This is a genomic window from Bradyrhizobium diazoefficiens, from assembly GCF_016616235.1.
Classification (GTDB): domain Bacteria; phylum Pseudomonadota; class Alphaproteobacteria; order Rhizobiales; family Xanthobacteraceae; genus Bradyrhizobium; species Bradyrhizobium diazoefficiens_H.
This window is the reverse complement of the sequence record NZ_CP067100.1, coordinates 4,746,398-4,759,323: the sequence shown is the minus strand read 5'-3', so window position 1 is coordinate 4,759,323 and position 12,926 is coordinate 4,746,398. Positions and strand designations below refer to the sequence as shown.

Annotated in this window: 8 protein-coding genes; 5 read left to right on the top strand and 3 right to left on the bottom strand. The window is 64.0% G+C overall.

Annotated elements, in window-relative coordinates; translation table 11 throughout:
• Nucleotides 1–53 precede the first annotated feature (53 nt).
• On the bottom strand, nt 54–3,242 hold the full coding sequence (locus tag JJB99_RS22735) for an efflux RND transporter permease subunit (RefSeq protein ID WP_200494541.1): 3,189 nt from the start codon (nt 3,240–3,242) through the stop codon (nt 54–56).
• Nucleotides 3,243–3,415: 173 nt separating this feature from the next.
• Nucleotides 3,416–4,657, bottom strand: coding sequence for an efflux RND transporter periplasmic adaptor subunit (locus JJB99_RS22730; protein WP_200494540.1), 1,242 nt, complete (start codon nt 4,655–4,657; stop codon nt 3,416–3,418).
• 199 nt (nt 4,658–4,856) lie between these two features.
• Between JJB99_RS22730 and JJB99_RS22725 the strand changes: the two genes are divergently transcribed.
• Nucleotides 4,857–5,462, top strand: a complete 606-nt coding sequence (locus tag JJB99_RS22725; protein WP_200494539.1) for a TetR/AcrR family transcriptional regulator — start codon at nt 4,857–4,859, stop codon at nt 5,460–5,462.
• 99 nt (nt 5,463–5,561) lie between these two features.
• Here the strand turns inward: JJB99_RS22725 and JJB99_RS22720 are convergent, their stop codons facing one another.
• Nucleotides 5,562–7,613 carry a phospholipase D-like domain-containing protein gene (locus tag JJB99_RS22720; RefSeq protein ID WP_200494538.1) on the bottom strand — a complete coding sequence of 684 codons (2,052 nt, stop codon included), beginning with the start codon at nt 7,611–7,613 and terminating at the stop codon, nt 5,562–5,564.
• A gap of 613 nt (nt 7,614–8,226) precedes the next feature.
• Here JJB99_RS22720 and JJB99_RS22715 point away from each other — a divergent pair.
• The 4 genes from JJB99_RS22715 to rnz are packed head-to-tail and all read left to right on the top strand — an operon-like array spanning nt 8,227 to nt 12,810.
• Nucleotides 8,227–9,444, top strand: coding sequence for a multidrug effflux MFS transporter (locus tag JJB99_RS22715; protein WP_200494537.1), 1,218 nt, complete (start codon nt 8,227–8,229; stop codon nt 9,442–9,444).
• 15 nt (nt 9,445–9,459) lie between these two features.
• The gene (gene guaD / locus JJB99_RS22710) at nt 9,460–10,857 is read left to right on the top strand and encodes a guanine deaminase (RefSeq protein ID WP_200494536.1); all 1,398 of its coding nucleotides are present in this window, start codon (nt 9,460–9,462) and stop codon (nt 10,855–10,857) included.
• A gap of 14 nt (nt 10,858–10,871) precedes the next feature.
• Complete coding sequence (locus JJB99_RS22705) at nt 10,872–11,855, top strand: antibiotic biosynthesis monooxygenase (RefSeq protein WP_200494535.1); 984 nt, start codon at nt 10,872–10,874, stop codon at nt 11,853–11,855.
• 52 nt (nt 11,856–11,907) lie between these two features.
• Entirely contained in the window at nt 11,908–12,810 is a 903-nt protein-coding gene (gene rnz / locus JJB99_RS22700; RefSeq protein ID WP_200494534.1) for a ribonuclease Z, read from the top strand.
• Nucleotides 12,811–12,926 lie beyond the last annotated feature (116 nt).

Below are 12,926 nucleotides of genomic sequence, written 5' to 3'. Positions count from 1 at the left end.
AGAGGTGATCCGAATTCCCGGCTCGCACGCGGTGAGCCAAAGCTCATTGCGTCTTAGTGACTGGCGGTCTGCACCGGCACCACGCTGCTGCCGCTGCCGTGATGCACTAGTGGCTTCATGCCGGTGACGGTGCGCAGCAGTACGTAGAATACCGGCGTCAGGAACAGGCCGAACACGGTGACGCCGATCATGCCGGAGAACACCGCAACGCCCATGGCGCGCCGCATCTCCGAGCCGGCGCCGGTCGAGAGGACCAGCGGCAAGACGCCCATGATGAACGCCATCGAGGTCATCAGGATCGGGCGCAGCCGCAAGCGGCTGGCCTCGATCGCGGCCCGGATCGGCGTGCGGCCGGCGAATTCGAGCTCGCGCGCGAATTCCACGATCAGGATCGCGTTCTTGGCCGAGAGTCCCACCAGCACGATCAAGCCGATCTGGGTAAAGACGTTGTTGTCGCCCTTGGAGATCCAGACGCCGAACATCGCCGCGAGCAGGCCCATCGGCACGATCATGATGATCGAGAGCGGCAGGGTCAGGCTCTCATAGAGTGCGGCCAGCACCAGGAACACCAAGAGGATCGCCAGCGGGAACACCCAGATGCCGGAATTGCCGGCGATGAACTCCTGATAGGTCAGGTCGGTCCATTCGAAGGCAAAGCCGGGCGGCAGCGTCTCCGCCGCGATCCGCGTCGCCGCCTCCTGCGCCTGGCCCGATGAGAAGCCGGGCGCGGCCGCCGCGTTGATGTCGGAGGACAGGAAGCCGTTGTAGCGGATCGCGCGCTCGGGACCCGCACTCTGGCGGATTGTGAGCAGCGCCGACAACGGCACCATGTCGCCGGAGGACGAACGGACCTTCAACTGCCTGATGTCGTCGGCCCGCGCGCGGAACGGCGCGTCGGCCTGCACGCGGACGGAGTAGGTACGGCCAAATTTGTTGAAGTCGTTGACGTAGTAGGAGCCGAGATAGATCTGGAGCGTGTTGAACACCTCCGTCACGGGCACGCCGAGCTGCAGCGCCTTGGTGCGGTCGATATCGGCGAACAGCTGGGGCACGTTGACCTGGAAGCTCGAGAACACGCCGGCGATCTCCGGCGCCTTCTGCATCGCCGCCATGAACGCCTTGGTCGCCTCGTTCAGGGCGTCATAGCCGAGACCGGCGCGGTCCTCGATCTGCAGCTTGAAGCCGCCGATGGTGCCGAGGCCGTTGACCGGCGGCGGCGGGAACATGGCGATGAAGGCTTCCTGGATGCCGGCATATTTCTTGTTGAGCTCGGCTGCGAGCGCGGGCCCGCTGAGCGAGGGATCCTTGCGCTCGTCGAACGGTTTCAGCGTCGAGAACACGATGCCGGCGTTGGAGGAGTTGGTGAAGCCTGAGATCGACAGGCCCGGGAAGGCCACCGAGCTCTCGACTCCGGGCTGGGTCAGCGCGATGTCGCTCATCTTGCGGATCACCTCTTCGGTGCGGTCGAGGGTGGCGCCATCGGGCAGGCGTGCGAAGCCGACCAGATATTGCTTGTCCTGGCCGGGCACGAAGCCGCTCGGCACCTGCTGGAACAGCAGGGCTGTCACGCCGACCAGCACGACATAGAGGCCCATCACCGCGGCCTTGCCCGAGATCACCTTGGTGACGGTGCCGCTGTAGCTCTCGGAAGAGTAGGTGAACACCCGATTGAAGCCGCGGAAGAACCAGCCGAGGCTCCTTTCCATGATGATCGTCAGCCGGTCCTTCGGCTCGTTGTGGCCCTTGAGCAGCAGGGCGGACAGCGCCGGCGACAACGTCAACGAATTGACGGCGGAGATCACGGTCGAGATCGCGATCGTCAGCGCGAATTGCTTGTAGAACTGTCCGGTGAGGCCGGAGATGAAGGCGAGCGGCACGAACACCGCGATCAGCACCATCGCGATCGCGATGATCGGTCCCGATACCTCCCGCATGGCCTGATAGGTGGCATCGCGCGGCGACAGCCCGCTCTCGATGTTGCGCTCGACGTTCTCGACCACGACGATGGCGTCGTCGACGACAATGCCGATCGCCAGCACGAGGCCGAACAGGCTGAGCGCGTTGATGGAGAAGCCGAACACGTGCATCACCGCAAACGTGCCGACGATCGACACCGGCACCGCCAGCAGCGGGATGATCGAGGCGCGCCAGGTCTGCAGGAACAGGATCACCACCAGCACCACCAGCGCGATTGCCTCCAGCAAGGTGTGGATCACGGCCTCGATCGAGGAGCGCACGAACTGGGTGGGGTCGTAGACGATCTGGTAGGAGACGCCTTCCGGCATGTTCTTCTTGATCTCGGCCATGGTGGCGCGGACGCGATCGGAGATCTCGAGCGCGTTGGAGCCGGGCGCCTGGAAGATCGGGATCGCCACCGCCTGCTTGTTGTCGAGCAGCGAGCGCAGGCCGTATTCGGAGGCGCCGAGCTCGATGCGCGCGACGTCGCGCAGCCGCACCACTTCGCCGCGCGAGCCGGTCTTGACCACGATGTCGCCGAACTGCTCCTCGTTGGCGAGCCGTCCTTCTGCATTGACCGAGAGCTGGAGGTCGATGCCTTTGACGTTGGGGGAGGAGCCGACCACGCCGGCGGCGGCCTCGACATTCTGCGCCTGGATCGCCTTGACGATGTCGCTGGCGGTCAGGCCATGCTCGGCCGCCTTCTGCGGATCGACCCAGACCCGCATCGAATAATCGCCGGCGCCGTAGAGTTGGACGTCGCCGACGCCGTCGATCCGTGCCAGGCGGTCCTTGACGTTGAGCACGGCGTAGTTGCGCAAATACGTCATATCGTAGCGGCCGTTGGGCGACAGCAAATGCACCACCATGGTGAGGTCGGGCGAGGATTTCTTGGTGATGATGCCGAGCTGGCGCACCACCGCCGGCAGGCGCGGCTCGGCCTGCTGCACGCGGTTCTGCACCAATTGCGTCGCCTTGTCGGGGTCGGTGCCGAGGCGGAACGTCACCGTCAGCGTCATCGCGCCGTCGGTCGTGGCCTGGCTCGACATGTAGAGCATGTTCTCGACGCCGTTGATCTGCTCCTCGATCGGCGTCGCGACGGTCTCGGCGATCACCTTGGGATTGGCGCCGGGATAGGTCGCGCGCACCACGACCGAGGGCGGCACGACGTCGGGGTATTCCGAGATCGGCATCGCGAACAGCGAGATCAGCCCTGCGAGGAAGATCAGGACTGAAAGAACGCCGGCGAAAATCGGACGGTCGATGAAGAACTTCGAGAGATTCATGGCTTGCCCCTGGGCAATATCTTGCGGTTCCCCGAAAGCTCCGCCGTCATTCCGGGGCGTGGGCGAAGCCCACGAACCCGGAATCCAGAGGTGAAGTCATCGGAGTTTCGTAACTGTGAGATTCTCAGGTGCGCAATTGCGCACCGTCCTTCGCGCTACGCGCGCCGAGAACACTAGCGTTGCACCACGTCCTGGTTGCTGTGGTTGGAAGCCTGCTGCCCGCGCGCGCCCATCGCCGCGACCTCGGTCTTGAGGAGGGCGCCGGGACGCACGCGCTGCAAACCGTTGACGACGATGCGGTCGCCGGACTTCAGGCCCGAGGTGACGATGCGGAGCCCGTCGACGGCGCCGCCGAGCGTGACCGGCCGATAGACCGCGCGGCTGTCGTCGCCGACCGCCATCACGAACTTCTTGTCCTGGTCGGTGCCGATCGCGCGCTCGTCGATCATCACCAGCGTCTGCTGCTTCGGCTGGCCCATGCGGACGCGGGCGAACTGGCCGGGGATCAGACGCCCGTCCTCGTTCTGGAATACCGCGCGGACGCGGATGGTGCCGCTCTGGCCGTTGACCTGGTTGTCGATCAGCTGGATGTGGCCCTTCGCCGACAGGCCACCCGACGTCGTCATCTCCACCGGGATCTGGTCGAGCTTGCCGCGCTGGCCGGAGGCATCCGCGATCGAGTTCAGCGCGCGCAGCACCACCTCTTCGTCCGCATCGAATGACGCGTAGATCGGATTGACCGAGACCAGCGAAGTCAGCACCGGGGAGGCGGTGCCGGCGGCGACGAGATTGCCGACCGTGACCTCGATCTTGCCGACGCGGCCGTCAACCGGCGCGCGTACCTCGGTGTAGTCGAGATTGAGCTTTGCGGTCTGCAGCGTCGCCTCGGCTGCCTTGACGTTGGCGATGGCCTCGCGATTGGCGTTGTCGCGCTGGTCATAGTCGCGCCGGGTGACCACGGCGTTGCCGACCAGCTGCGCACCGCGCTCGAGCTCGCTCTGGGTGAAGACCACGCGCGCCTTGGCGGCTTCGAGCTGGGCGGCGGCCTTGTCGACCTCGGCCGCGTACGGCGCCGGATCGATCTTGAACAGCACGTCGCCGGCCTTCACCAGCGCACCTTCAGTAAAGTTGGTGGACATGATCGCGCCGGCCACGCGCGGGCGCAGCTCGACGCGTTGGATGGCCTCGAGCCGGCCGGAGAAATCGTCCCAGAGCACGGTCGACTTTGGTTCGATCATCGCCACGGTGACGGATACGGCCTGTTCGGCCGCAGCCGCTGTTGCGGTTGCTTGCGCTGCGTGGAAGTAGTGGCCGGTCGCGATCGAGCCTGCCGCGGCGAGGGCGCCCACGACGGCGACGCCGGCTAGAAGGCGTCGGAAACGGCCGGTACGGCGGGTATTTTGGGAGGGATGCATTTGCGCGCTCCAGATATGTAGTGTTCACTACAGATGTGGAGCTGGATGTCGCAGTGCAAGATACTTATGTACCGTTCACTAAGAAAATTGTAGCCACATACCGCGACAATTGGAAGACGGCGAGAAAAGAAAGCTAGAACAAATAGATAGGATTTGGCGTTAAGCCTCAGGCGGAACGTGAAGTCCGAGGAGACAGGCAATGGGCATGGGACGCCCCCGGGAATTCGATGCCGAGACGGCGTTGGACCAGGCGATGGAAGTGTTTTGGCGCCATGGCTATGAGGGCGCCACGATTGCCCAGCTCACCGAGGCCATGGGCATCAATCCCCCCAGCCTCTATGCCTGCTTCGGCAACAAGGAAGGCCTGCTGAAGGCCGCGCTCGACCGCTACACCAAGCTTCGCAATGTCTGGATGGACGAGGTGGTCGCTGCACCCACCGCCCGTGCCGTCGCCGAGCGGATGCTGATCGGTATCGCCGACAAGCAGACCGATCCCGCCAATCCACCCGGCTGCCTGCTCGTGCAGGGCGGCATCGCCTGCGGCACCGGCTCCGAAAACGTCCCGTTCGAGCTCGCTGCCCGCCGCGCCCAGAACGAGGACCAGCTTCGCGACCGTTTCATCCGCGCCAAAGCAGAAGGCGACCTCAGGGCGAGCGCCGATCCCGCCGCACTCGCGCGCTACGTCTCGGCCGTCGCAGTCGGCATGGGCGTGATGGCGTCCTCGGGCGCGGATCGCGAGGCGCTGCGGCAGGTCGCGAGCGTGGCGGTGCAGGCGGTCGAGGCGCAGTCGGCGCGGGGGGCTTAGGACTTGGGCCAGAGGATGACCTCTGGCCCGTCCGCTCGTAGGGGCGATATCACGGCGGGAAGCTTCATCGTCCGTGACTTCTCGCCGGGTCGATTGTCATCATTTTTTCTTGGCTGATTTCGTTTTCCTGGCAGCTTTCTTTTTGGTCGTCTTCTTCGCGGCTGCTTTCTTCTTTGCGGTCTTCTTCTTTGCGGTCTTCTTGGCAGCCTTCTTTTTCTTCGTTGTCTTCTTTTTTACGGCCTTTTTGGCTGCGTTCTTCTTTGCCGCTGGTCTGTTGCCCGCCGGCGCAGGCTGCGCCACTCCGTTGTTGGCCGACGAAAGCCAGAACCGGAGCTCCGGCGACTTCTCAGCCGCGCCGTCGATGTAATTGTCCTGCCATTGGTCGTCGTCGCGAAGCGGCTTGCCGAACCGATCTGGATATTTGTGCAACCAGTAGCGCCACGCGTAATGATCGTAGACGTCGAGGACATGGCAGGCATATGCCTGCGCCAAACCGCGATGCCCGCGGATAATGACCATGTTCTCGTCGTTGTTGCTCGACGCTCGGTAGCCGAGATTATGTGAGCCGGTGATCACCGTGCAATTGTCGCTGAAGGGATCGATGACCACGATCTTGTTGTGGATGATCGCGTGGCCATATTTGTAGAGTTCTCCTTCCCAGGCCCCGAAGGCGTCGTTCTTTGTCAGCGAACCCGCCGGAATCGCGCGATAGTCGGGGGCACTGCTTGGTTTGGTTTTCGCCGCTTTTGCAGCTCCCTTGGCGCCTTTCTTCTTCGGCTTGCCGGCCTCGCCGATGACCGCGACATGCATGTCCTCACCGTCGCCGTGTTCCGACTCCTTGCCGCGATTCAGCGCGTCACGGAAATTTCCTGCGCGTTGCGTGCTGGTCAATGCGCCGCGCACAAAGAGATCTGGATTTTTCGCGAGCGCCTGGCCCGCCGCGTCGAGGATAGAGTTGTTGCCGGGATCAAAGGCAAGAAACAGCACCGCTTGTTTGGCGCCGTTGACCAGGTCGAACATCCGCCTGACGTCGTTCGGCACCTCCTTGGGAGGGCTCGCCAGTGGTTTCTTGGTGTTGGGCGAGAACATCAACTCGATCGTGGTCTTGCCGTCCTCCAGCCTGATTGGCTGCTTGGCGTTGTTGTTGCGAGCCCATGTTCGCAGGACCTCGCCCTGGAGCGCCTTCTGGTTGCCTGAGGCCTGATCGATGTCTTTCTTCAGCTCGTTCCAGTACTCGATATAGCGTTCCGCGACGAGCTGCGATTCGATGACCAGGGCGTTGTTCGTCTGCGTACAGAGGCCGCTGCTGGTCCAGTTGGTCGATCCGGTCAGGACAGCGGTGGGCTTGGTTGCCTCGGTGAGCACCAAGAACTTGTTGTGAGGAATGCGGCCTTTCTGGACGATGCGGTCGATGACCGGAACGCCGGCCTTCTTCAGGGCCGCACGGTTGTCGGCATCGGCATCTTCGATATCTTGGCCGGTCGTGTCGTCGTGAATCCATTCGTTGCCCAGGATCACGGTGCGGCTTGTCGGGTTGCCCTTGTCGGCGGCCTGCAGACGGACCTCAAGACCTTTGGGATCATCGAGCTCATACAGCGCGGCATTGATCTTGCCGTTCGACTTGTCGGCGCGGTCGAGCAGCAACGTGACGCCCTCGAAGATTTGACCCATCAGGCGTGCACGCAAGGTATCCGCAGGGTTGGTAATGTGCTCCTTGAGGACGTTGATGTCGGCCTTGTCGCCCAGCGCATGAATGACCGACTGGGAAGCAACGATCCCACGATTGAAGTAGGCCTTGAACGGCGGCCTATCCGGAACGAGCGTCACGTCGTTGCTGGTGAGCTCTTCGACGCCGTCGAGCGGCTTGAGCTGCCCTGGCGTGCCGCCCATGGCAACGATGCGATAGCGGTAGGTGTGGCCCCGATGTGCATAGAGGTCCTTCCACCAAAATTTCTGGATCGGCGCTTGCTCTGTGGTCAGGTGGGCATCAACGTCCTGGGATGCAAAGCGCGCGAGCGCTGGTAGCGCGATTTCCACATTCGTGGCCAGGTCGCGCTGATAGACGGCAAAACCGAGACAGTTCGGCAAGCGCTTGTCGAAGGTCCAGGCGACGACCGCGATGTCGTTATTGGCAAATGCAAGGGCGGGCATGAAAATCCTCCAATATCTCTCAGCAGAATAATGGATAGAAGTTTTGCACGACGGCTACTTAAAGACTACATCAATTCGATCGGCTACCTTGGGTTTTTCATCTTCCGGGCCACGCCCCCGGAGCTCGCAGGTCGGTGGCCCTCCGCGGGGATGCCGAGCAGCGGCCGCTCGCCGCGGCCAAGCGCAGCATCGCGAAACGGGCGCTAGAGCTGCCCGCTGGGGCGCCGATGTCGAAGCGGAGGGCGGGATTCGAAACAGCCGTGCCTTCCGAACGGTTAACCGCATCGGCGCGACGGCAAATTCATAATCGGGGAAGCATGCAATTCTGCTCCTGTTTTGCCCGACGTGTCAAACGTCCCTTGTAAACGGAGCCCGCGCTGCGCCGGACGAAATTCATCAACGATTTGTACTGTGCATGGGGTTGTTTTCGCGTTTTTTTGCATGCCCTCGCAACAGAGCCATCGCCGCCGTAGGCCGTATCGACACGGGACCTCCTAAGAGTTTTTACACACAGTTCTGGCACGCTCCGCGCGTCAAGATCCGCAACCTGCATCGTCGCGTCTCATTGTGCGCACAAAAGATGAGGTCTGCGGGCATCGAGGGGGCGTTATCCATGACTGCACTTGCTTCGGACGCCGGTCGCGCCAGGAGTGGGATCGTGCCGATCCTGTTGTGCGTCGTGCCGTTCAGCCAGATTCCGCTCGATGCCTATACGCCCGGCCTGCCGCAGATGGTGGTGGACCTTGCCGCCGATCCCGCCTCGATGCAGAACACCGTCACCGCCTACATGCTCGGCATGAGTCTCGCGCTGGTGCCGGTCGGCATCGCCTCCGATACGCTCGGCCGCCGCAACGTCCTGCTCGCGGGCCTGTCGGTGCTGATCGCCATGAGCATTGCCTGCGCGCTCGCCACCAGCACCTCGCTGCTGCTGGGCTTGCGCTTCCTGCAAGGCATCGGCGGTTGCACCTGTCTCGTGGTTGCCTATGCGGTCGCGGCCGACTGCTATCGCGACCGCGAGCTCACGGCGATCTCCGGCCTGCTCGGCGCTGCCTGGGGCCTCGCGCCCGTGCTTGCGCCGGCCGCCGGCGGCTTCATCGTCGAGCTGACGTCCTGGCGCGGCGTCTTCGTCATCATCGCCATCGCCGCGGCCATCGTCGCCACCATCGTCACGCTGCTGCTGCCCGAAACGCTGCCGGCAGAGCGGCGCGCGCCGTTCGATCCGCGCCGCACCGCCGGCATTCTTCGCGATGCGCTGGTCCGTGCCGGCTTCCTCGCTTTCGTGCTCGTGTTTGCGGCCGCTGCAAGCGCGCAGCTCGCCTTCGGTGTCGTTGCGCCGTTCTTCTACCAGACCGGCCTCGGCTATTCGGCGGCGGTCTACGGCCTGGTCGCGCTCGGCCTCGGCGGGGTCAATCTCGCCGGCGAGCTCGGCTGCGCGCATTTCGCGCGCTTCATGCCGGCTCGCGTGATGGGCTTTGGCGCCTTCGCGCTGTTTCTCGCCGGTGCCGCGGTCTTGACCGCGACTGGCATGGTGTCGGGTCTCGATTTCGCGTCGATCACGATCGGCGGTGCGCTGGTGCTCGGCGGCTGCGGTGTGCTGTGCCCGATGATGTACGGCATGGCGCTCGGCCTGTTCGAACGCGACCACGGCCTGATCGGCGGCCTCATCAGCGCGCTCTGCTATCTCGCGGTGAGCGGCGCCATGGCGATCGCGGCGGTGCTGCCCGAAGCGACGCAGGCGCCGATCGGATGGCTCTATCTCGGTCTCTGCACTGTTGCGGGCACGCTGCTTGTGAGCTCGCTGCCCGCGTCGCGCCAGGCCACACAGAGTTAAGGAAGGAACCCGATCATGACCACCGTCGGTATTCGCGGCACGTTCTTCGATTTCGTCGACGATCCCTGGAAGCACGTCGGCAACGAGCAGGCCGCGGCGCGTTTCCATCAGGACGGCCTCATGGTCGTCACGGACGGCGTCATCAAGGCATTCGGACCTTACGAGAAGGTCGCGGCCGCGCACCCCGGCGTCGCGATGACTGAGATCAAGGACCGGATCATCGTCCCGGGCTTTATCGACGGCCACATCCATCTGCCGCAGACCCGCGTGCTGGGGGCCTATGGCGAGCAGCTGCTGCCGTGGCTCCAGAAGTGGGTTTATCCGGAAGAGCTGAAATATCGGGATCGCAACTACGCGCGCGAGGGCGTGAAGCGTTTCCTCGACGCGCTGCTGGCGTCCGGCACCACCACCTGCCAGGCCTTCACTAGCTCCTCGCCGGTTTCGACCGAGGAATTGTTTGAGGAAGCAGCCCGCCGCAACATGCGCGTCATCGCGGGTCTCACCGGCATCGATCGCAACGCGCCTGCCGATTTCATCGATACCCCGGAGAATTTCTATCGCGATAGCAAGCGGCTGATCGCGCAGTACCATAACAAGGGCCGCAACCTCTACGCCATCACGCCGCGCTTCGCCTTCGGCGCTTCGCCGGAGCTGCTGAAAGCGTGCCAGCGCCTCAAGCATGAGCATCCGGACTGCTGGGTCAACACCCACATCTCCGAGAACCCGGCCGAATGCAGCGGTGTGCTGGTCGAGCATCCGGACTGCCAGGACTATCTCGGCGTTTACGAGAAGTTCGATCTGGTCGGTCCAAAATTCTCCGGCGGCCACGGCGTCTATCTCTCGAACAACGAATTCCGCCGCATGTCGAAGAAGGGCGCCGCGGTGGTGTTCTGCCCGTGCTCGAACCTGTTCCTCGGCAGCGGCCTGTTCCGGCTCGGCCGCGCCACCGATCCGGAGCATCGGGTGAAGATGTCGTTCGGCACCGACGTCGGCGGCGGCAACCGCTTCTCGATGATCTCCGTGCTCGACGACGCCTACAAGGTCGGCATGTGCAACAACACGCTGCTCGACGGCAGCATCGATCCGGCGCGCAAGGACCTTGCCGAAGCGGAGCGCAACAAGCTTTCGCCCTATCGCGGGTTCTGGTCGATCACGCTCGGGGGTGCCGAGGGCCTCTACATCGACGACAAGCTCGGCAATTTCGAGCCCGGCAAGGAGGCTGATTTCGTCGCGCTCGATCCGAACGGCGGGCAAGCCGCGCAAGCATGGCACCAGTCGCTGATCGCTGACGGCGCCGGCCCGCGCACGATGGACGAGGCCGCGAGCATGCTGTTCGCCGTCATGATGGTCGGCGACGATCGCTGCGTCGACGAGACCTGGGTGATGGGCAAGCGCCTCTACAAGAAAAGCTGAAGCGTGCGACAGCGATGAGTGCCTCCCCTGATCCAGCTGGCCAGCCGGTCGCCCTCGTCATCCAGCGCCGCATCGCCGATGACGGTTTTGCCGCGTTCGCGCGGTGGAACGGCGAGGTCGGCGAGGCGCTCAAGGCTTGGCCGGGCTTCCTCGGCCAGGAGGTGGTGCCGCCGCAGCCGCCGGCACATGTCGACTGGGTCACGATCCTGCGCTTCGCAAGCCCGGCCGCCGCACGCGCCTGGCTCCAGAGCGAGGTGCGGGCGAAGCTGATTGGACAGGTGCAGCGCTACTTCGTCGGTTCGGAGGACGTCCACATCCTGCCCGACACCGGCGTTCAGCGCGACAATGCGGTCTCCGCCGTGATCTCCTTCAAGGTCCCGGACGGGCTCGAGGACGCATTCCTCAAATGGCAGCAGCGCATCCAGGCCGCCGAGGCCGAGTTCAAGGGATTTTTGCGCCACAAGGTCGAGCGGCCGATTCCGGGCCTGCATGACGAATGGATCATCATCCTGTCGTTCGACAGTGATGCCAACCTCAATGCGTGGCTCGACTCATCGCTGCGGCAGACGCTGCTCGAGGAAGGCGCGCGTTTCAACGCCGGCATGAGTGTGAAGCGAGCAAGTTACGGCTTCAATTTCTGGTTCCCGGCCGGCAAGACGCAGGTTCCGGAGCAGGGGCCGGGCCTGATCTGGAAGAGCAACCTGATCGTGCTCCTGGTGCTCTATCCAGTGGTCTATCTCTGGGGCACTTTCATCAGCGCGCCGCTGATCGATAGCCACGGCGTGCCGCTCTGGCTGTCGCTGTTCATCGGCAATCTCGTCAGCACCCAGTTGCTCGGCTGGTGGCTCGTGCCCGCCGCCTTCAAGGCACTGGACTGGTGGGTCACACCGAAAGCCGCGCTCGGCCGCCAGATTGCGGGATACGCGCTGCTGGCCACGCTCTATGCGGGGGCGATGGGTCTGTACGCGCTGCTGCTCGCGTGGCATTGGGGGCGGTGAGGCCGCCAGTCGATCGAAGGCAGCTTCCAGACCCGCTGGACATTTGACGACCATGTTCGCCCTGACGTTTCTCGGCACCTCGGCCAGCGTTCCCTCGGCGGAGCGCAACCATCCAGCGCTGCTTGTGGAAGCCGCGGGCAAGCGCATTCTGGTCGATTGCGGCGAAGGCACGCAGCGCCAGCTGCTGCGCAGTGGCGCGGGCTTCCGGCGGCTCGACCGCATCCTGCTGACGCATGGCCATCTCGACCATGTGCTCGGCATTCCCGGCCTGTTCTCGACATTGGGCTTGCGCCAGAGCGCCGATGTGATGACCATTCATGCGGGGCCGGGCACACTCGACATCGTCATCCGCATGCTCGCGGGCCTGTGGGGCGCGGGCAGGGCGCCGATCCCGGTCGAATTCGCGCCGCTGTCCGAAGGCCAAGTTCTTGATGCCGGCGATTTCACCATCGACTGCTTTCCGGTCCGCCACCGCGACACCGACAGTTTTGGTTTTTCCTTCCAGAGCCCCGCACGGCGCCATCTGTTGTCCGACCGCCTCACGGCGCTATGTGTCCCGGATGGGCCGATGCGCGGAGAGCTCGCCGCGGGACGACCGGTGGTGATCGACGGCCGCACGATCGATCCGGAGGACGTACTGGGGCCGCCGAGCGGCGGCCGGAAGCTCGTCGTGATCGGCGACACCGAAACCACCGAGGGGCTGTCCAGACATGTCGCTGATGCCGATCTGCTGGTGATCGAGGCGACGTTCCTTGATCGCGATGCGTCGACCGCGCGGGACTACGGCCATCTCACGGCGACCGAAGCCGCTTTGCTTGCCGCTGCAAACAACGTCAAGCAGCTCGCGCTGGTCCATATGTCCGGGCGCTACGAAGACGAAGAGATATTGGCTGAAGCATCAAGGATATTTCCGAATACGCGGATCGCGGCCGATTTCGATCACATCGTGATTTAACGCCTGCTCAGCTCGTCAGCCCCGACTTGGCGCGATCCGCTCGCCGCACCAGCACGACGTGACCGAGCGCGGCCCTGTAGGCGGGAATGCGCGTGCCCGGCCGGCCTACATCGCCT